General features: G+C 68.2%; 15 protein-coding genes. 4 read left to right on the forward strand and 11 right to left on the reverse strand.

Going from position 1 to position 19,453, the window contains the following annotated elements:
• Nucleotides 1–23: 23 nt before the first annotated feature.
• Nucleotides 24–2,750, reverse strand: a complete 2,727-nt coding sequence (locus KY501_RS36980; RefSeq protein ID WP_224368584.1) for a hypothetical protein — start codon at nucleotides 2,748–2,750, stop codon at nucleotides 24–26.
• A gap of 292 nt (nucleotides 2,751–3,042) precedes the next feature.
• Here KY501_RS36980 and KY501_RS36985 point away from each other — a divergent pair, with 292 nt between their 5' ends.
• Together KY501_RS36985 and KY501_RS36990 are read left to right on the forward strand one after the other, a co-directional pair.
• The gene (locus KY501_RS36985; RefSeq protein WP_224368585.1) at nucleotides 3,043–5,193 is read left to right on the forward strand and encodes an RCC1 domain-containing protein; all 2,151 of its coding nucleotides are present in this window, start codon (nucleotides 3,043–3,045) and stop codon (nucleotides 5,191–5,193) included.
• 174 nt (nucleotides 5,194–5,367) lie between these two features.
• The gene (locus tag KY501_RS36990) at nucleotides 5,368–7,506 is read left to right on the forward strand and encodes an RCC1 domain-containing protein (protein ID WP_224368586.1); all 2,139 of its coding nucleotides are present in this window, start codon (nucleotides 5,368–5,370) and stop codon (nucleotides 7,504–7,506) included.
• Nucleotides 7,507–7,557: 51 nt separating this feature from the next.
• Here KY501_RS36990 and KY501_RS36995 read toward each other — a convergent pair whose 3' ends face one another.
• From KY501_RS36995 to KY501_RS37005, 3 genes are all read right to left on the reverse strand, one after another.
• On the reverse strand, nucleotides 7,558–8,658 hold the full coding sequence (locus KY501_RS36995) for a VWA domain-containing protein (RefSeq protein WP_224368587.1): 1,101 nt from the start codon (nucleotides 8,656–8,658) through the stop codon (nucleotides 7,558–7,560).
• A gap of 76 nt (nucleotides 8,659–8,734) precedes the next feature.
• Complete coding sequence (locus tag KY501_RS37000; protein WP_224368588.1) at nucleotides 8,735–9,286, reverse strand: hypothetical protein; 552 nt, start codon at nucleotides 9,284–9,286, stop codon at nucleotides 8,735–8,737.
• 35 nt (nucleotides 9,287–9,321) lie between these two features.
• Nucleotides 9,322–10,779: a Tox-REase-5 domain-containing protein gene (locus KY501_RS37005; RefSeq protein ID WP_224368589.1), complete on the reverse strand. Its 1,458-nt coding sequence runs from the start codon at nucleotides 10,777–10,779 to the stop codon at nucleotides 9,322–9,324.
• A gap of 148 nt (nucleotides 10,780–10,927) precedes the next feature.
• Between KY501_RS37005 and KY501_RS37010 the strand changes: the two genes are divergently transcribed.
• Together KY501_RS37010 and KY501_RS37015 are read left to right on the forward strand one after the other, a co-directional pair.
• Nucleotides 10,928–12,376, forward strand: coding sequence for a metallophosphoesterase family protein (locus tag KY501_RS37010; protein ID WP_224368590.1), 1,449 nt, complete (start codon nucleotides 10,928–10,930; stop codon nucleotides 12,374–12,376).
• A 12-nt stretch (nucleotides 12,377–12,388) separates the two neighbouring features.
• Nucleotides 12,389–13,144 (forward strand): hypothetical protein, encoded by a 756-nt coding sequence (locus tag KY501_RS37015; protein WP_224368591.1) that lies wholly within the window; start codon nucleotides 12,389–12,391, stop codon nucleotides 13,142–13,144.
• A gap of 12 nt (nucleotides 13,145–13,156) precedes the next feature.
• Here KY501_RS37015 and KY501_RS37020 read toward each other — a convergent pair whose 3' ends face one another.
• The 7 genes from KY501_RS37020 to KY501_RS37050 form a co-directional block, all read right to left on the reverse strand.
• The gene (locus KY501_RS37020; protein WP_224368592.1) at nucleotides 13,157–14,296 is read right to left on the reverse strand and encodes a Gfo/Idh/MocA family protein; all 1,140 of its coding nucleotides are present in this window, start codon (nucleotides 14,294–14,296) and stop codon (nucleotides 13,157–13,159) included.
• A gap of 178 nt (nucleotides 14,297–14,474) precedes the next feature.
• Nucleotides 14,475–14,963, reverse strand: coding sequence for a hypothetical protein (locus tag KY501_RS37025; RefSeq protein WP_224368593.1), 489 nt, complete (start codon nucleotides 14,961–14,963; stop codon nucleotides 14,475–14,477).
• Between the two features lie 136 nt (nucleotides 14,964–15,099).
• Nucleotides 15,100–15,966, reverse strand: coding sequence for an SAM-dependent methyltransferase (locus tag KY501_RS37030; RefSeq protein ID WP_224368594.1), 867 nt, complete (start codon nucleotides 15,964–15,966; stop codon nucleotides 15,100–15,102).
• Nucleotides 15,963–16,691: a hypothetical protein gene (locus tag KY501_RS37035; protein WP_224368595.1), complete on the reverse strand. Its 729-nt coding sequence runs from the start codon at nucleotides 16,689–16,691 to the stop codon at nucleotides 15,963–15,965. The genes KY501_RS37030 and KY501_RS37035 overlap by 4 nt, the downstream gene beginning before the upstream one ends.
• Entirely contained in the window at nucleotides 16,688–18,043 is a 1,356-nt protein-coding gene (locus tag KY501_RS37040) for a sensor histidine kinase (protein WP_224368596.1), read from the reverse strand. Before KY501_RS37040 ends, KY501_RS37035 begins: the two co-directional genes overlap by 4 nt.
• A complete protein-coding gene (locus KY501_RS37045) occupies nucleotides 18,040–18,351 on the reverse strand; it encodes a hypothetical protein (RefSeq protein ID WP_224368597.1) in 312 nt (103 codons plus the stop codon). The genes KY501_RS37040 and KY501_RS37045 overlap by 4 nt, the downstream gene beginning before the upstream one ends.
• A gap of 339 nt (nucleotides 18,352–18,690) precedes the next feature.
• Complete coding sequence (locus KY501_RS37050; RefSeq protein ID WP_224368598.1) at nucleotides 18,691–19,428, reverse strand: DNA methyltransferase; 738 nt, start codon at nucleotides 19,426–19,428, stop codon at nucleotides 18,691–18,693.
• Nucleotides 19,429–19,453: the final 25 nt, after the last annotated feature.

Raw genomic sequence — 19,453 nt, forward strand, 5'->3', positions numbered from 1 at the left:
CGGACGCGGAGTATAGACGCTCCTTATAAGGAGACGCCCGGGTGTGCGGCTCGCAGCTGCACCAGGGAGGCCAGGCAGCTCTGCCACTCTCCCTTGGCCAGCGAGCCGGTGAACTCGTTCAGCACCGGCGCCACCACGCGGGCAAACGCCTGATCCTCCAGCCCCAAATCGCGCACCAGCTCGATGATGCGCCGCTTGGCGGTGCTCGCCGACAGCCGCCGCTGCACCATGCCCTCGCGTCCCTCCTTCGAGCGCCCGGGCGGCAGGCCGAAGAGCATCCTCCGAACGAAGGTGCGCAGCGCCTCCACGTTCGCGAAGCGCTCCGTGCCGCTGAGGGCCGGAGCCTCCGTGGCCCCCGAGGGCTTCCACCCCTCGGGCAGGTGCGTGGGGCGGTGCTTCTCCCAGAGCAGGCGCACCGCGAACAGGCCCACCTCGCGATCCGCGCTCTCCATCAACCACGCCAGCCGCTCCGCCCCGCCCAGCCGCGCGTAGTGCCGCCGGATGAGCTCCACCGCCACCTCGCGCGTGTTGCGCTTGGTGCTCTCGGTGAGGGTGAACACCTTCACCGCGTCCAGCTCCTCCGGCTTGAGCGTGCAGCGCTCGTCCGCTCCCGCCTCGCCGGCCTGCAGCAGCGCGTCGTAGGCCAGGTTGCGCACCTCCTTGGCCTCCGCCTCCGCCAGCTCGTACACCCGCGGGTGGTAGCCCCACGAGCGCAGCTCCGCCCGGGTGATGGCCAGCGCGAACCGGCGCACGTCATCCCTCGCGTCGAACAGGGCCGGCCACAGCCGCTCGGCCGTGTACGCCTTGCGCGGGGCCTTGGGCTTGAGCTGGTAGGACTTGGACTCGGGCTGCTCCGGGCCGATGACCGGGTGGTGCACCCGCAGGTACGTCTGCGCGAACTGCCGCACCGGCACCGGCTGCTTCGCCCCCAGCGCCAGCTCGAAGAGCCGCTCCAGGCCCGCGGCCGCATCCCCGGACTCGCTGAAGTCTCCCGGAGACAGGTTCTCCAGCAGGTAGCGGTGGGCGAACTCGTGCAGCGCGGGATCCGCCCGCCGCGCCAGGGCCAGCAGCCAGGGCACGGTGAGCTGCCGAGCGCTGAAGAGCTTCCGGTTGCCCAGCAGCGCCAGCGCCACCTCGCGGTACTTCGCGTTGAACACCAGCCCCTTCACCCGCTCCACGTCCAGGCCCGGCAGCGCGTCCGCGCGCAGGAGCCACTTCTGCACCGTGTCGCCCAGCTGCGGGTGGATGGCGTTGTCCAGCAGCCAGTCCGCGCCGATGGCCCCTGGCGCATACGCCCCCAACGCCTTGAGGGCGAACTGCTCCACGGGGCTGGCGTAGTACGTGGGGAACTTCGCGTGCCGAGCGTCCGCGAGCAGCTCCTTATAAAAGGATGCGGGCAGCTCCGCGGCCGTGTACTTCGAGTCGATGTAGCCCTTCACCCACGAGAGCTGCTCGTTGCTCCCGTAGAACATGTCGGTGAGGAAGCGGTGGTTCAGCTCCGCCCGATCGAACGCCTGCTCCAGCGCCTTGGCGGCGAAGCCCTTCGTGGACTTGAAGCTCAGCAGCCGCCCCAGGAAGTCCGCGCCCAGCTCGCGCGGGTTGCGCTTCTCCAGCACGGCGGCGGCGAAGCCCATCGTGTCCGCCAGCCCCGAGCCGATCAGCTCCGCCAGCCGCTCAGCCGGCAGGTCCTGCGCGTGCGCCCGCGCGTACTCGATGGCGTAGGTGCGAGCCTTGGGGCTCGGCGACACCAGCAGCGCCAGCACTGCCTCGTGCAGCCCCAACGCGCGCAGCTTGCCCTGGTGGAACTCGGGTGAGCCCTGCAGCGTCTCCACGAGGAACTCATGGGCGCTGGCCAGCGGCCGCCGCGCGAGCCTGTCCAACCACGCGGGCGTCACCTGGCGCAGCGTCTCGGGGAAGTCCTTGCGCAGGCCCTGGATGGCGAAGCGCGCGGCCGGATCCGACTGGCAGGTGTCCAGCAGGCGCATCAGCGCGTCCGGCGAGCGCTTCCACGCGTCCTGGAACGCGCGGTGCTTCACCATGTCCGAGGGCACGTCGATGGTGAACGAGTACGCGTTGTACTTCTCCGAGTCGTGGGCCCAGATGTGCATGGCCACCCAGCTCTGCCGCCAGCGCGTCTCGGAGCTGTAGTGCCGCAGCACTTCGACGGCGAACTGGGGGTAGAGCTCCGGCACCGCCGCTCCCAGTTGCCGCAGGTACCGCCACGCGCGGCGCCGCAGGTAGGTGATGGTGCCCAGCGACACCTCGCGCGTGGAGTGCGTGTGGCTCTCCACGTCGAAGCGCCACGCGAGCACGCCGAACATCTCCGCGTCGTGGCGCTGCTCGGCCAGCTTGTAGATGCGCTTGAGCCCGCCCCACAGGCCGAACTGGAGATCCGCGCTGCGCACCAGTTGGAAGAGCGCTGCGCGGCTGGCATCGGTGTTGCGCTCGTAGAGCGACACGAGCAGGTCCGCCAGCCCGAAGCGCGCAGGCAGCGGCACGTCCTTCTGCGAGAGGAAGCGCTGCCAGGCCTCGTGAGAGCCGGATCGGCGGCCCTCGGCGTCGCGCCGCGTCTGCGCCTGCCACAGCAGGGACTTGAGCCCCTGGAAGTCGATGGCTCCCTCGGGCAACGGCTTCTCGGGAGGCTTCTCCGGCTGAACCAGGAAGGCGGTGACGGTCTCGGCCAGATCCGGCGCCTCGGCGCGGGCCAGCCGTTGGAGGTCTTCGGTCTTCAGCTCTTCGCTCGGAGCCATAGGTGGGCGGGTTTAGCACAACCCCTGGTTCCGAGACCGCTGCCGTTGTCTGCGGCACCCACATGACGCAATTTGTCCGCCCATACGGGTGGCGCTGTTCGAGGAGTCCAGAATCCAGGGACTTAGCCCCGAACCCCGGGTGGCACAGACACTGCTTTGGCCCGAGGCATACGGCACATGCGCACGCAGCAGTGACGCCCGGCGGACTCATCGCCTGGAGCGGCGGGGGACGTGTGCCGTGAGCACCCCACACGCACGAAACGAGGGTTCGATGCATCGAACGCGCAGAGTCATGTTGAAGCTGATCAGCTTCACCGCACTTCTCACCGTCTCCTTCCTGGGAGCGGGAGCCCAGGCGGAATCCCCCCTGAAACGACGGCCTGCTCGGACGGAGCTCGCCACGGGAGATCAGTTCTCCCTGAGGATTGGTGAGGGGGGCTCCATCTGGGTGTTGGGAGGCCTGGAGGGGTATCAAGCGGGCCTCTGGCCGCAGTACGACGTGGCGCCGGGCACTCCGACGCGGATGCCGGAGATGACGGGCGCGGTCTCCGTCTCCATCGGGCAATTCCACTCGCTGGCGCTGCTGGCCAACGGCACCGTGCAGGCCTGGGGCGCCAACTTCTATGGATGCTTCGGCACCGGCTCGACGGACTCCCCGAAGGAGCGGGTGCAGGTGGCGAGGCTGACGGACGTGGTGTCCATCGCGGCGTCGAGCGGCTACTCGCTGGCGGTGCGCAAGGACGGCACCGTGTTCGCCTGGGGCCTCAACTCCTCCGGGCAGCTCGGAGATGGGACGACGCAGCAGAGCCTCGCGCCGGTGCAGGTGGTGGGGCTGACGGATGTGGTGGCCGTGTCGGCAGGCAATGCGCACTCGCTGGCGCTGAAGGCGGACGGCACGGTGTGGGCCTGGGGAAACAACCAGTGGGGCGCGTTGGGAGATGGGACGACGCAGCAGCGCACCACGCCCGTGCAGGTGGCGGGACTGACGGACGTCGTCGCGATCGCGGGAGGGGGACTGTCCTCGATGGCGGTTCGGGCGGACGGCACCGTGTGGGGGTGGGGCGCCAACCAGAGCAACATCCTTGGAGACAATAGCGTGAATCAGCTGCTCGCCACCCGGGTGGTGGGGGTGGAGGGCGTGAAGACCGTCGCCGTGGATGGCATCCACGTGCTGGCGCTCAAGCACGACGGGACGGTCTGGTCCTGGGGTGACAACACTCAGGGCCTGCGGGGTAATGGGACCCAGGGCCTGATCACGCCTCCGAGCCAGGTCCCCGGGCTGCGTGACGTGAAGGCGGTGGCGGTGAGCCTGGGCGGAGGTTCGCTGGCGCTCGAGCGGGATGGGACGCTGTGGGGCTGGGGCCTCAACTTCACGGGAGCGCTCGGCACGGGCTCGGATCGCCAGCGCTTGCCTACCCAGATCGCGGGGCTGACGCGGGCGAGTGACGTGGACGCGGGCTATGGGCACTCCGTGGCCGTGCGGACCGATGGCTCCGTGTGGACGTGGGGCAGCTCGCAATGGGGCTTCGATGCCGTGCCCGAGCAGGCCACGCCGGCCCCGAAGACGGACATCCAGGGCGTGGCAAAGGTCGCCATCGGTGAGAGCCACACGCTGGCGCTGAAGAAGGACGGCACCGTGTGGGCCTGGGGGTATGGCTACATGGGGCAGCTGGGGAATGGCGAGCCCATCGATTTCAGCCTCACTCCCCTGAGAGCACAGGGGCTGACGGATGTGGTGGCCGTGGCCGCGGGAAACCAGCACTCGCTGGCGCTGAAGCAGGATGGCACGGTGTGGGGCTGGGGAACCAACTACTCGGGACAGGTGGGGGATGGGACGTACATGGACCAGTACACACCGGTCCAGGTGCCCGGCCTCGATCAGGTGGTGTCCATCCGCGCCTCCTGGGACACCTCGATCGCGCTGCGCAGTGATGGAACGGTGTGGCTCTGGGGAGGCATGTACGGCACCGGGGAGCCGTATCAGGTGGAGGGCTTGGACCACATCGTGGCCATCGAGACGGATACGGGGACCCTCGACGCGTACCTGGCGGTGGGCTCGGACGGGACGATCTGGGAGTGGACGGAGCAGGGGCCCTATATCCCCGCGGCGCTCCATGCCCTGCCGCCCCTGTCCGGAGTGGTGGGCCTGGTGAAGAACACGAACTCCTATGTGGCGCTGCGGACGGATGGCACGGTGTGGACCGTGGGCCGCAATTGGGGAGGAGAGCTGGGCATCCCGTGGCTGGAGAGCACCGAGAACTGGGTGCGAGTGCCCGGGGTGACGGGCGTGGTGTCCGTGGCTGGTGCGCACGGCCGGGTGCACGCCCTGCGTGCGAACGGGACCGCGCTGACCTGGGGCTTCAACCTGTACGGGCAGGTTGGCAGCGGCGTCTCCCCGCTGCACCTGCGTCCCACGCGCGTGCCGCTGTCTCGCTGGTGGTAGCAGCGCCTCGCCTCACAGAGTGAGTCCGGCTCACGGCGTGCTCCAGGCTGAATCGCGGAGCACGCCGTTGCCCTGATCTGGGCACCCACTTTGAAGCAGCGGGGGACGTGCGCCGTGAGCGTCCCCCCTATTCCCATACACAACGAGGGCTCGATGCATCGAACGCGCAGAGACATGTTGAAGCTGATCAGCATCACCGCGCTGCTCACCGTCTGCTTCCTGGGAAACGACGTTCAGGCGGAGGTACCTCTGAAGAAGAGGCCATTCGCCCGGAGTGAGCTCGCCACGGGGTTCCAGCACTCCCTGTTGATTGGCGACGGAGGCTCCATCTGGGTGTGGGGAGGGCTCGAGGGAGCCTCTGTGGGGACCTGGCCGCAGCTCGAGGTGGCCTCGGGCACACCCGTGCGGATGCCGGGGATGGTGGGAGCAGTCTCGGTCTCCATCGGCAATGACTTCTCCCTGGCGCTGCTGGCCAACGGCACCGTGCAGGCTTGGGGAAGCAACGCCTCGGGACAGCTCGGCACCGGCTCGACGAATCCCTCCCTGGCGCGGGTGCAGGTGCAGGGGCTCACGGACGCCGTGTCCCTCTCGGCCCAGGGAAACCATGGCCTGGCGGTGCGGGCGGACGGCACGGTGTGGGCCTGGGGCCGGAACAGCTCCGGCCAGCTCGGAGACGGAACGACGCAGCAGCGCACCACGCCGGTGCAGGTGGTGGGGCTGACGGACGTGGTGGCCGTGGCCGGAGGGTTCAACCACTCGGTGGCGCTGCGGGCGGACGGCACGGTGTGGGCCTGGGGCTCCAACAGTGCTGGCCAGCTTGGAGACGGAACGACGCAGCGGCGCACCACGCCCGTGCAGGTGGCGGGGCTGACGAAGGTGGTCTCCCTGGCTGGCGCGGGTTCGTACACGCTGGCCGTGCGAGAGGACGGCACCGTGTGGGGGTGGGGAAGCAATGCGTACGACATGCTCGGAGGCGGTGTTCCGAATCGAGTCCTCGCGGCGCCCGTGCTGGGGCTGGAGCGTGTGGAAGCCGTCTCCGCGGGCGACTACCACGCGCTGGTGCTGAAGCGGGACGGGACGGTCTGGGCTTGGGGGAGCAACACGCACGGACAGCTCGGTGACGGAACCCAGTCGCAGAGCGCGCCTCCGCACCCTGTGGCGGGCCTGCGCGGCGTGGTCCGGGTGGCCACGGGCTTTGGCGCGCACTCACTGGCGCTCGGGCGGGATGGAACGCTGTGGGCCTGGGGGAACAACTCCCGAGGGGCGCTCGGCACGGGCACGGATCGCCAGCTCTGGCCCACGAAGGTGGTGGGGCTGACCCACGCGCGTGAAGGGGCCGCGAGCCTTGGGTACTCCGTGGCCGTGCGGACCGATGGCTCCGTGTGGATCTGGGGAGATGCCTACCAGGGCACGCATTCCCTGCCTGCGCCGGTCTCGCCCTCTCCGGTGCCAGGCCTCACCCAGGTGGTGAAGGCCGCAGTGGGTGATGCCCATACGCTGGCGCTGAAGCAGGACGGCACCGTGTGGAGCTGGGGGGACAACGGGATGGGGCAGCTCGGCGATGACTCCGGCTCCGTGCTGAGCGACACGCCGGTGCAGGTGGTGGGGCTGACGGACGTGGTGGCCGTGGCCGCGGGGAGCGTCTCCTCGCTGGCGCTGAAGCAGGACGGCACGGTGTGGGGCTGGGGCGCGAACTACTCCGGGCAGCTCGGGGATCCGAGCTTCGAGAACCACCCGACGCCAGTCCAGGTGCAGGGCGTGGATCAGGTGGTGTCCATCCTGGCTTCCATCGACAGCTCGGTGGCGTTGCGCAGCGACGGGACGGTGTGGCGTTGGGGTGGCTACTTCGCCAACCCGGTGCCTCAGCCGGTGGAGGGGTTGAACAGCGTCGTCGCCTTGGCGGCGGGGGGCACCTCTTTCCTCGCTCTGCGCGCGGACGGGACGATCTGGGAGTGGCGTGAGGATGGGCTTGGCCTGCCGCCGAACCCGGTGAAGCCCCTGCTCGGTGTGGTGGCCGTCGCGCGGAACGACTCCTCCTATGTGGCCTTGCGCGCGGATGGCACGGTCTGGGTCCTGGGCACGAACATCGCGGGACAGCTGGGCATCCCGGGCCTGGTGAAGACCGATGACTGGGTGCGCGTGCCGTGGGCGACGGGTGTCGTGTCCCTGTCGGGCGCGCTGGGCCGGGTCCTGGCCATCCGCGCGGACGGCACCGCGGTGAGCTGGGGCCTCAACGTCACGGGGCAGGTGGGCAGCGGTATCTCCCCGCTGCACCTGCGCCCCACGCGCGTGCCGCTGCCCCGCTGGCGGTAGCAGGGCCTTGTGACGAAGGGGGGCGCGCGGCTGACTGGCGCGCCCCCTGGCTCACTGCCGATAGAGCAGGGTGGTGCCGCGCACGAGCTTGCGGTTGTTGGAGGTGCTCTCCACGAAGATGGAGTACTCGAGGTGGTTGCCCGGCTTCACCTTCACATTGGAGCCGCCGGGCATGCCGAGCACCTTGCGCGCCTGGTCTCCGCCGAAGATGGCCTTCGTCTTCTTGTCGAGGATGGCGATGTTCTTGCGGGGCTGCACGGTCTCGGGCTTGGTCAGCTCATAGAAACCGCGGCCGGGCTCGTAGTCGTCGCCGAGCTTCTTGCGCAGGGCGGGGCTGGCCTGGAGCTTGGTGTTGACGAAGTCGCGGATGGAGCGCTCCTTGTCCACGGTCCAGCGGGCGAAGCCCTTGGAGAGATCCTTGAGGGCGGAGAGGCTCTTCACATCGACCTTGGTCATGTCGGTGGTGAAGAAGGCGGTGACGGACTTCTGGCCGCTGGCGCGCGCCGCGTAGAAGGTCTTGAGGCCGGCCGAGAGCTTCTCGTCCATGACCTTGGTGCCCTTGGCGGTGGCGTCCCAGCGGGTGACGTTGCCCTTGGGGATGCCGAAGCGGGTGAGGGTGTTCTCGCTGCCACTGGGGACGAGGAAGGCGAGGCTCCAGCGGCCGGTCTTCTGGACTTTGGCGATGAGGCCCTTGAGGCTCCTCTTGTAGGTGCGCGAGGCGTTCTCGTGACCGTCGGTGATGACGACGATGAGGAAGCTGGTGTCCTTGTTCGTGGCGCCCTTGGCCTTCTGGAGGCGGGTGATGGCGGTGCCCACGGCATCGAGGAGGGCGGTGGTGCCGCCGAGGCGGAAGTCCTTGGTAGCGAGCTTGGGGACGCTCTCGACGGGAGTGGCGAAGTGACGAGGCTTGTCCACGGTGGTGTGGAACATGAAGGTGCTGAGGAAGGTCTTCTGCCCAGCGGATTTGGCGTTCTTCTGGACGGTGCCGAGCTGGTTGTTGAAGACGCGCACCACCTGGTTCTTGATGCTGCTCATGGAGCCGCTGCGGTCGACCACGAAGGCGATGTGGTTGACGAGGGCGGCCGAGGCCGGCGTGGGGACCGCTTCGTTCCGGGTGGAGACCTTGCTACCGCTCGCTGCACGCTTCTTCACGGCCATAGCGCTTCCTCTGGGGGACTCAGTGAGACTGCGGGGCAGAGGATAGTCCGGCACCTCCACGGCAGGCGAATCACAGCTTGCTGCGCACGAGGACCGTCCGATGTCCCAGCTTCTCCGAGACCTCGCGCACAAAGCGCTCGGACAGGGGCGTCCAGTTCCAGAACTCCAGCCCCAGGTTTCCGAAACCCCAGGGCACTGGCCCGTCCCACGCGGTCAGCTGTTCGGGGCGGCCACAGGCGGGGCAGGTGAAGGTGACCGAGTTGTCTCCCTCGTACCAGGCATCCACTGCCTCCATCCATGCACTGCCATGTTCATCGAGATCCACGTGTGCCTGGCAGGACCGGCAGGTCACCTCTCCATTGAGGGCATGGAAGACGATTCTGTGGCCCACATTGAATTGGAGACCCGCACGGCCGCGGTTCCGATCGGCCGCGCTGGAGTCTTGCAGCGTCTCTCCGTAGGCAGGTCCTGGCGCATGCCCGGGTTTGCCGAGGACGCTGTTCGTCAGGTGGGGTTCGATGAAACCGCGCTCGATGAGCCACTTTCGCATCCGCTCTGCCTGAGAGGGTGCATCCGTCTCGGAGACATCACGATCAACGATGATCTGGTACCAGTCACCCATGCCTTCAACTTAAGCACGGAAGCGCTCACCGCTTCTCAGGGGACCCATGGGGTGTAGATGAGATCGATGCCCTCAATACCTTCGAGGCTGAAGTATCGGTGGAGGATGTCGACCATCTCGCGCTCAGCGATGTGCCACTGTACGGGCATGCCACGGGCAGCCCTTGATTGATTCCTGGCCTGGTCGATCAACTCCTGGAACTTCCCTGAGTTCTTGTACCAGGGCTTGGGCTGGCCGCTCTTGTCGAAGAACTCCCGGTAACCGGGCCCCTTGGCCTCTTTCAGAACTCCCGAGTTGAAGCCGTCGTACTCGACATCACCGATGGAGTAGGCCTCATCCGCGGAACGGCCGGAGATCTGCTCCTGGTAGCGCCTGGAGCGCTCGGACCCCGAGAACTTCTTGTTCTTCCACTCACCGGGGCCCGGTTCTGCTGTGGGCTTGTGATGGCCCTCCGGAGTCTTCTCGGCGGTCATGAGGACGTAGACGGCACCCATGCCGGTTCCCAGCGTGGCGGCTGTTGTACCTACGGGTACAGCTGCCCTCTCCACCATCAAGGCTCCTTTAGCGGAGAGGGAGAGCACTGGCAGCCTCGCTCCTGCCGCGCTGATACGGGCCGCAGTGCCAGCTGCACTGCCATACAGAGCGAGGAGATGCGTAGACAACCGAGCGGCTTCGCGAATCTGCTCCTGCAAGGGCAGAGCGGAGTAGCGAGCAAAGTAGTCAGGCGAGGAAGCGATGAGCGCCGCTACTGCGGTTGGGAGTTGCTTGAGGCCATCAATGCTTCGAATTGGAGCCGTGACGAACTGGCCCAGTGCCAGCACCATTTCGCCCAAGGCATCTTGGGCCCCATCCAACGCGGCATTGAGCCAGTCACGTTCGAGGCCGAGCTCTCCGCGCTGCTCTGTGGGAGACCACTGCAGGAGAGCATCCACGGCATAGAAGACACCGCCCTTGTCCCGGTAGAAGGCACCGACCTCGAAGTCGCCAGCCATCAGCCTGCCGTCGCGCAGTTGGAGACGTCCCATTCGCTGGAGAGCGCTTCCCGTGAGGGCGCTCGCGAGATAGCCATCTGGACGCATCACCACCAGGGACTGGAAGGGACGGGTGCGTTGTAGGAGCTCGTCGTAGGGAACGTCCTGGTCCTCGGCGAGTACCCGGCCCAGCAGGAAGATCAGGCTGCGGCGCGGTCCAAAGTTCCGGAGAGTTGTTCGAGTGCGACCCAGCGCCTCCCACAGCGCGTGTGCGTCGCCCGTCTCCAGATCTTGGCCTGCGTCGTGCCAGGAGTTCTCCTCCAGCCCCGCCGATCGTTGCAGAATCTGGAAGTCATCCGGCTGATCTGTGGAGAAGCCGAAGCCACCTCCATCCTCCAGCAGTCCTTCATATCTGCGGGGGCCTCCACTCGTCGCACACCCCGTCAGCCAGAGGAGGACGCCCACCGCAAGGACATCGCGACAGAGCCCCTGTCCCTTCTTCGTGAATGCACGAACGAACAATCCGCACCTCCGAAAGTGCCTCATGCCGCAGGCTGCGTTCACAGCGTAGGTGAGCCATCAGACATGCGCCCTCAATTGAGGGTCGGCTGGCACCGCACTTGTGTTAATTCATGGAGGCAGATCCGTACGTCCCGCACCGCGAGGGGGCATGAGCACCAACGTCGTCCTGCATGCCTGTGCCGCTGGAGCTGGACGCCTGCGCGTATGGCTCGGAGTCCGGGAGCGCACCACCGCGCCCGCCCTGAACTGGACCCTGGACGGCTTGCCCGCACAGCCCGCCACCCTGCGCCCCATCCAGAGCGTCCGCTCCGGCCCGTTCCTCGGTGGCGACTCGCCCCGCATCTTCGCCGGCCTCTATGAGTTCCCCGTCGATGCCAACGCGCGCCGTGCCTTCCGCGTGGGCGTGAGCGTCGAAGGTGCCCCTCCTGTCCTCACGTCCCTGCGAGCCCTCCCTGGCGCCGTGCCCACCGCGCTGGATCAAGGCTTCCACCTCATGCTCGCCTCCTGCTTCTACTGGGAGGAGGACAAGGGCGGCCTCGCGGGCGCCTCCATGGACTCCTTCCTACGAGGCTTCACGCCGGACCTGCTGCTCCTCACCGGTGACCAGGTGTATCTGGATCTCCCTCCCATCCAGAACCTGCCCGATGCGCGCCCCGCGCTCGCTCGCAAGTTCGAGGTGGACTACTCCCGCAACTGGTTCGAGGACAGCGCCTACGCCAAGGTGATTCACGCCGCGCCCTTCGCCTGCGTGCCGGACGATCACGACTACTGGAACAACTTCCCCATGCCCGCGGTCCAGTCCCAGAACACCTGGACAGGGCCTGGGCGTGCCGCGTGGGGGGACGTGGCGCGCATGTTGTACGGCCACTTCCAGCACGTGGACTCCACACCCGTGGGCACGCCCGTCCAGTTCGATGTGGATCCGCTCTCCTTCTTCCTCCTGGATGCACGCTCCTTCCGCGATGCGAACTTCCAGCGCACCATGACGGACGAGGCCCGCAGCGCGCTCACCGCCTGGGTGGACCGCTGCATCCAACAGCGCAAGCTGGGCGTTTTCGCCACCGGCCAGTCCCTGCCCATGCCCAAGGCGGGCGGGCTCAATCGCCGCTTCGGCGACTCCACCATGAGCAACTATGCCGACTACCCCTTCCTCATGGGGGAGCTGGATCGGCTCATGCGCCAGGGCGGAGATGTGCTCCTCATCACCGGAGACATGCACTGGAGCCGCATCGCCCAGTTCGTGCCCAAGGACATGATGGCCACCGGCATGCAGATGATCGAAGTCATCTGCTCGCCCACCTCGCTCGTGACGACGCCTGTCGTGGATCAGATGAGCGACATGAAGGCCGCCATGTCCGGCAAGAAGGAGCGCTGGCCCCGGCACTCGGATGCCACGCTCATTGGGGGCACCCTGGAGATGGCGGGCACCCGGTCCTCCTTCTTCGCGTACACCCTCTTCCGCCAGCGCGGCAACAACGTGTGCCTGCTGTCCTTCCGGCGCACCGGCGACAGCCTCGAGATGACGCCGCGCTTCTTCCCGCTCGACCCTGGCACTCCGCCCGTCGTCGCCAAACCCATTGTCCTCCGCCACCGCTAGCGAGGCCCACCCATGCTCCAGATCCGTTCCTCCCCCGCCTCCGCTCCCAACCCCCAGCTTGTCGAGCAGGCACGTGCGCGCAACCAGACGAACCTCGCGTGGCTCCAGCGCGCGGTGGGCAAGGGGAAGAAGGCGAGCCGCTCTCCGCTGCTGGTGCTGCTCGGCGGCACGGATCCGATGTCCTTCCGGCTGCGGGTGGCGCAGTCCCAGACGCGTCATGACCTGACGCCCAGCTACTGGAGCCACGTGGTGCTGGTGGAGCCAACGGACAAAGCGCTCGCCGACGCCACGGCCTGGGAGATCTCCCTGGATCCCGCCGGAGGCTTCGGCTACCCGCCGAAGACGAACGGAGTGCAGCGCGCGGACCTGCGCCGCTACGACGATGCCGGGCGCTTCCCCAACATCGCCGTGCTGAACGTACCCGTGGAGGCGGAGCCCGTGCGCGACGCGCTGCAGACCTTCATGCGCCAGCGCACCGCGATGGACGCGGTCGATCTGCTGACTCGGTGGTTGCCGTACGTGTGGGGCGCGGGCCGTACCACGAACCCGCTGCTGGATGGCTTCGGTCTGCCCTCGGCGGCCATGGCCGAGCTCGTCGTGGGCGCCGCCGGCTTCGAGCTGACGCCCGGCATCGCCAGCAGCGCGAGCTGCCCCGAGGCCATCTGGCAGGCCGCGCGCTGGTGGCACGAGTACCAGGGGCGCGAGGACCTCACACCCCTGACAGGCGCGTACAGCACCGAGCACTCGCTGTGTGACTCTCCCGCGTAGCGCCTCACCCAGCTACTGGGACGGAGCCTCCGCGTTGATGATCTCGGGAGTGTCCGCCGCGGGGCGGCGCTCCTCCTGCTCCATCGTCGGCCGCTGAGGCTTCTCGAAGGGCTCCAGCTTCACCGGCTGGCCGGTGCGCGAGGACTCATAGAGCGCGGAGATGATGCGCACGTCCGCCAGTCCCTCCCAGCCGTTCGGTTCGGGCTCCTGGCCCTCCAGGATGCAGTCGCTGAACGTGAGGAGCTCCGGGGCGATCTGATCCCGCTGCGTCACCTTGCCCTTGCGGGTCTTCCCCTCGGACATCAGCTCCCAGCGGATATCGCCCTTGTACTCATAGGCGTTGTCCAGCTTCAGCGTGCCCTGGGTGCCCACCAGCTGGTAGGTGGCCACGGCCTCCGCGCCGAAGCTCACGTTGAAGGCCGCCAGCTTCCCCTCTGGGAAGCGCATCACCACCGAGGCCGCCTCCTCCACCTCCGCGAAGCGGGGATCCTCGCTCTTGTCGCAGAAGGCGAACACCTCCACCGGCTCGGCGCGGAACAGGTAGCGCGCCGCGTTCACGCAGTACACGCCGATGTCCCACAGCACTCCGCCGCCCTTGTCCCGCTCGAGGCGGATGTTGGGCGCGTTGATCTGGAAGGTGAACGTCGAGGTGAACAGGCGCGGATCGCCGATCTTCCCCTCGCGCACCGCCTCCACCGCCGTGAGGTTCGCCTGCTCGAAGTGGAGCCGGTACGCCGTCATCAGCCGAACGTCGTTCTCCTCGCAGGCCCGGATCATCTCCCGGCACTGCTCCTCGGTGATGGCCAGCGGCTTCTCGCACAGCACGTGCACGCCCGCCCTGGCCGCTCGCACCGCGTACTCCGCGTGCAGCGTGTTGGGCACGGCGATGTAGACGGCCTCCACCTCCGGCATCGCCAGGCACTCCTCCAACCTGTCGTAGCCGAACACCGGCACCCCGTGACGCTCGCCCAACTCGCGCGCCTTCTCTGGATCGCCGCTCACCAGCGCCACCAGCCGCGAGTTCTCCTGAGCGTGCTCGAAGGCCGGGAGGATGGCGTCCTGGGCGAAGTGGCCCAGTCCCACCACCGCGTAACCCACCTGTCGTGTCGCCTTCTTCTTCCGTCGCTTCCGCGTCCCACTCAGCTGAGCCATACCGCTCCTCCGAAGCCAGGCCTCACGTTTCCCGCGCACAAGCTCGGCATGCCATGAGGCCCGGACAACACGGCGGAGGCCGGCTGCCTGCTCTGCACGGGCTCGAAAAGAAGAAGGCTCGGGGCCCAGGCGTGCGACAGTCCCTGGACCCCGAGCACACTGCACACTTCAATGGGTGCTACATGCCCGCGTCGCTGGGGGTGCCCGCATCACCGGCGCCCGTGGTCCCCTTCTTGCCGGACTTGGTCGTGCCCGAGCCACCCACGCCGCTCTGGTCCAGCGTGCTGCCCTGGTCCTCGATCATCCCGGAGCCACCGGTGCCGCTCTGGTCCAGGGAGTCCGGGCTCTTCTGATCATTCAGGGTGCCGCTCTGATCGAGGGGAGCCGGAGCCGCCTGATCGTTCACCATGCCGGAGCCACCGGTGCCGCGGGTGTCATCGATCGAGCTTCCACTCGATCCTCCCAGCTCCGTTCCCGGGCGCTCGTCCTGGCGCACGCCGCCCATCGTGTTGCTGCTGCCCGGAATCGTGGAGTCCACGTTGCCGGAGCCACCCGTGCCCTGCGTCTGGTCCACAGGCCTCACTTCATCCGCGCGCCGGTCCTGGCAACCGGTGAACGCCAGCGCCGAAGCCATCGCGCCCAACACCATCATTCGCTTGAAGTTCATGACCATCTCCGTGGTTCGATGTGGCTTCAAGGCTTGGGTCGATCAGCCCGGAAGGCATCGTCCACGGCGACTGGAACTCCCCCATGCTCCGAGGGCAGGCGAGGAGGCGAGCGCTGATTCTCCTGGTGCTGGGCGCTCAATCCGCGCGCCGCAGCACCATCATCCCGTAGTGGAGGCCCCCATCGAGGAATGCCTGCTGGAGGCGCAGGTGCTCGCGCTGGGACTCGCTCCGGCCCATGGAGGGCTGGCCGCTGCGCAGCGCCGACTCGTGCTCCCGCGCCATCAAGTCCAACGTCAACGTCCAGAAGTTCACCGCGCGCCCGGAGAGATCCTGGTGCAGCTCCAGCTCCAGGCCCTCCGCGGTCGCCGAGCGGAAGTACTCCTCCACCGAGCCGATGTGCGTGCGCCAGTAGCGATCGAACGGCATCGCCAGCTCCGGCCGGCCGAGGAAGCAGTCCGCGATGGCCAGGACGCCACCGGGTCGCAGCAGGTGGCGCACCTTGCGGAACCACGCGCGTCGCGGCAGGTAGCACGAGCTCTCCACCGCCACCACGAGCTCGAAGCGCTCCTGGTCTGGGACGTCCAGCGCGTCGCACAGCAGGGGATTGACGCGCTCTCCCACGCCCACCATGGAGGCGAAGCGCCGGACATGGGCGATGTGCTCGGGAGAGATGGTGACGGCGGTGACGCGCGCCCCGTGAACGGAGGCCCAGTACAGCGAGCCGCCTCCGAGCCCGCAGCCCACGTCCAGCACCTCGCGGCCCCGCAGCTGCGAGCCCAACGCTTGCGCCAGCTCGCGCAGCAGCACCTCCTGGGACTCGTGGATGAGGACCTTCAGGGCCTCGGAGGCCAGGCCCGGCGGAGGCGTCTCGTCCACCATGCCGGTGTGATAGTGCACGCGAGGGCCGGGGCCGTAGCGGCGCAGGATGCCCTCCGTCTTGGCATCGTAGTACGCGGCCACCTCATTGCGTGGGGTGGCCTCTCGCAACGGCTCGATCCTCATGGCACGACCTCCGGAAGAATCGGATCAATGCGCCTGAGCGCCGCATCCAGGCAGCGAAGCCTCTGGCGCCGCACGCCATCCATCCCCGCCCGAGCCCAGCGCACCACCTCGCGCTGGTCCGCCTCCGGCATGCTGAAGAACCGCGGATCCCTCGAGCGGATGTCCTCGGCGACGTGGGCCGCGATGCCCAGCCCGTGCCCCGCCACCGAGCGATCCGCCAGCGGCGTTCCCGCCCACAGCAGGCGCAGGTACGACGCCCATTGCTGCCCCGCCAACCCTTCGGCCACGCGCCGGAAGAGGGGCGCCGTCCACGCCTGCGTCCTGACTTCCAGGGCCTGGGGCCCCGCCGCCTCCGCCAGCCCCCGAGCCGCCTCCGCCAGCACCTCCTCGGGCACCTGCGCCCGGGCCAGCGTGGACCAGGCCAGGTTCTGCAGGAGGAATTGCACGTAGGGCCCTACCCGGAGCGGGTGGGCGTAGTAGGTGCAGTCGCCGTCGCTGAGATCGTCCGCGAGGTTGCCCGCCGCGAAGCTGAGGAAGATGCCCGCGCCGCGAATCAGCAGCGTCTCGCGTGCCAACCCTGCCTCCATGCCGGCTTCGTACAGCAGGGCCAGGGGGCCTGGCTGGGCGGCCTCCAGGGCGGCCACGACATCCCGCTCCGCGGCTTCGGGCAGCCCCAGCCGCCGCAGCACCCGCAGCGCTTCCTGATAGATGGCGCCACCGCTCATGAGTGCAGCTCCCGGGGAAGAAGGACACGCAGGACGGCTCCCCCCTCGCTCGCGTTCTGGCGCTCGAGGATGCCGCCGCTGGCGCGGATCAAACATTCGCAGGTGTACAGCCCCAGCCCCGTGCTCTGGGGCTTGGTGGTGGACAGTTCCTGGATGGGCGAAGCCAGCCGCTCCGGGGAGAAACCTGGACCATCGTCCGCGATGATCATCTCCAGCCTCCCACTCAACGGCTCGGTGCGAGCCGAGATGCGCACGGCTCCGGCCGCGCGCAAGCCGTCACCCTCACAGGCATTGGTCACCAGGTTCTCGATGACTCGCCGCAGCGTCGTGACACCTCCGCGCACCCATGCGCGAAGGGGCTCACTCCGGTTCACCTGAACAGCGATGTCCACCTCGGGGAAGCGCAGGCCCACGCTCTCGCGCACCGAGTCCAGCACGGGCACCAGGTCCACCACTTCCGGATCACTGCCGATATGACGGCGGCCCTTCTGGAGGATGTCCCCCGCCCGGTCGCGCAGGTGCGAGAGGTCCAGATGGAGCCTGCGCACGAGCTTCTCCTGCTCCGCGCGGCCCGGGCCGCCGCCTCGGGCGAGCAGGGCGGTGAGCAGATCCGCGATGGTGCCGGCGGACAGCAGTGCCTCGCGCATGTCCTCGGTGTGGCTGATGATGTCCGTGAGGGCCTGGGACATGCGGCCCACGTCCCGTTCCTGCTGGGCGAGCATCCGCGCCTGGATGGCGGCGCGCAGCCGCTCGGCCTCCGCGGCGGTGCGGTCGTGCTGGACGGCGAAGGTGCCCAGGTAGAGCTCGGCCATGAGGGCCGTGGGCGCGGTGATGGCGAAGAGGGCGGCGTGCTCCGCGCGGGCGAAGAGCAGGGCGGCCGCCGCCAGCGCCAGCGTGGTGCCCACCGCGAGGAAGGGCGTGCGCGGCGTCACCCGGAAGAGCCGGCCGTGGAAGCCGGCGGTGAAGAGGAAGAAGCCGGCGAACACGGGCGCGCCCTGCGGCGCGGAGAGCGCCATGAGGCTGGCGACGAAGAACTGCACGCCCGTGGTGCCGATGAGCGACATCCACCAGCCCCACGTCTCCACGTGTTGGCGCTTGTGGTGCAGCAGCGCGAAGGCGAAGTCCACCAGGGCGGGCAGGAAGCACAGCAGCGCGGTGCCCACGGGCAGGGCGAAGAACTGCCGGGCATATGGCGCCCACGTGGCGGCCGCCAGCACCAGCAGCACCAGGACGATGAGCGCCAGCCACGGCCCCACGCTGCTGGCGGTCAGCACCTCGGGGACGTTCTGGGCGTTGACCCAGCGGCGGAAGGAGGAGCGGACGGTGCCGCTCAGCGAGGAGAGCGGGCTCATACCGCGGTGACGACCACCTTCCCCGGCCCCTGGTTGAGCGCGTTGGTCTGCTCCGTGGCGTGGGTCGCGCGCCGCTGTAGCTCCTGGAAGATGTCCTGCTGTCCATCTCGGACGACACGTACCTCTACCTCTCCACCGGCGAGGACATGGTGCATGGCCTCCAGGACGGGCTGGAGGCTGGGACTGAGCTCGATGGCACCGTCGACTCCCTCCACGGCGCCCAGCTGGCGAACCCGCTCGAGGTATTCCCCCAGCGCGGAGGAGAGGGAGAGCTGGACGATGCCGTGCTGCTCGCTGCCGTCGTTCATTCCGGGTGTCCTCGTTTTCAATGGGAGGGATGAGAGGGAGTGCAACGACAGGGCAATGCTCTCGAGTCACCACGTCACCGTGGTGCCCGACGGAAAAGATGTCGATGTCTCGAGGTTTCATGCTGGTGCCCCCCCGGCTCCAGCTGTTGCACCGCACGCGCTTCCATACCCTTTGAAACAGGGCTCCCTGACACATGAATGAGACATGAAACTGCAAGCAGGCGTCAAACCACCTGGGGCTTGGAAGTGTTGTCCAGGGGGCAGCTCTGGCTACCCAATCGCTCGCGGGTCAGCACTGCCCCTCCCCAAAGCAGGAGAGCCAACAATTGGAGCGAGCCCTCAAGGCTCGTCCGCGGACTCCGGGTCCGTGGAGGAGGAGAGGCGGAGTGTACCGGAGTCAAATACGACCCGGAGTGCACGTGCCTTCTTCGCGCGCTTGCGGCTGAGCTCCACGCCCACCGCGTCCAGCCCGAGCGCATTGGCCACCGCGAGCACCGTGCCGTGGCCGCAGAACGGATCCACCACCGTGCGCGTGGCGGTGTGCTCGAGGATGAAGCGGCACGCGGTGAGACAGGCCTGCGTGCCCATGCCTCGCGTCCACGTCACCTCTCCGGCGTGAGGGAGCACGTCGGGTGTGGCCCGGCTCAGCTCCACGCGCACGCCTCGTGAGAAGCACAGCAGGTGCGAGTACGCCGGCCGGCCGAACGTCACCGTCCCAGGCGCCGTGCGGCACACCACCTTGTGCCAGAGCGTCTCGCAGCCGGCCTCTTCCGCGGCGCGGCTGATCAGGTAGCCCTTGTCCACCCACGCTCCGGTCTTCTTCACGTCCGTCTGGTAGAAGATGGCCACGCCCTCGGTGGGCACCTTCGCCATGACGCGCGCCGCCGCGCGGATGAACCACTGCTTCCACTCGGCCAGCGAGAGCGCGGGGAACTCGGACACGTCCGGCAACGAGGTGATGACGGAGCTGCCCGCCAGCGTCTCGCGCGCGGACAGCCACTCCAGCGCATCGGCGCACTCCACCGTCCGTTGGCCCTCGCCGCTCGCGGAACCCTTCCCCGTGCCTTGCTCCTCCACATGTCCTCCCAACCGTGTCTCGTGA

This window comes from Hyalangium versicolor, from assembly GCF_020103695.1.
Taxonomy (GTDB): Bacteria; Myxococcota; Myxococcia; order Myxococcales; family Myxococcaceae; genus Hyalangium; species Hyalangium versicolor.

Bases quoted from the DNA above. Each gene is read 5' to 3' on its own strand.
- KY501_RS37040 (WP_224368596.1), bottom strand. From the start codon at position 18,043: ATGAGCCCGCTCTCCTCGCTGAGCGGCACCGTCCGCTCCTCCTTCCGC.
- KY501_RS37020 (WP_224368592.1), bottom strand. From the start codon at position 14,296: ATGGCTCAGCTGAGTGGGACGCGGAAGCGACGGAAGAAGAAGGCGACA.
- KY501_RS37035 (WP_224368595.1), bottom strand. From the start codon at position 16,691: ATGAGCGGTGGCGCCATCTATCAGGAAGCGCTGCGGGTGCTGCGGCGG.
- KY501_RS36985 (WP_224368585.1), top strand. From the start codon at position 3,043: ATGTTGAAGCTGATCAGCTTCACCGCACTTCTCACCGTCTCCTTCCTG.
- KY501_RS37015 (WP_224368591.1), top strand. From the start codon at position 12,389: ATGCTCCAGATCCGTTCCTCCCCCGCCTCCGCTCCCAACCCCCAGCTT.
- KY501_RS37010 (WP_224368590.1), top strand. From the start codon at position 10,928: ATGAGCACCAACGTCGTCCTGCATGCCTGTGCCGCTGGAGCTGGACGC.
- KY501_RS37030 (WP_224368594.1), bottom strand. From the start codon at position 15,966: ATGAGGATCGAGCCGTTGCGAGAGGCCACCCCACGCAATGAGGTGGCC.
- KY501_RS36990 (WP_224368586.1), top strand. From the start codon at position 5,368: ATGTTGAAGCTGATCAGCATCACCGCGCTGCTCACCGTCTGCTTCCTG.
- KY501_RS37025 (WP_224368593.1), bottom strand. From the start codon at position 14,963: ATGAACTTCAAGCGAATGATGGTGTTGGGCGCGATGGCTTCGGCGCTG.
- KY501_RS36980 (WP_224368584.1), bottom strand. From the start codon at position 2,750: ATGGCTCCGAGCGAAGAGCTGAAGACCGAAGACCTCCAACGGCTGGCC.
- KY501_RS37000 (WP_224368588.1), bottom strand. From the start codon at position 9,286: ATGGGTGACTGGTACCAGATCATCGTTGATCGTGATGTCTCCGAGACG.
- KY501_RS37045 (WP_224368597.1), bottom strand. From the start codon at position 18,351: ATGAACGACGGCAGCGAGCAGCACGGCATCGTCCAGCTCTCCCTCTCC.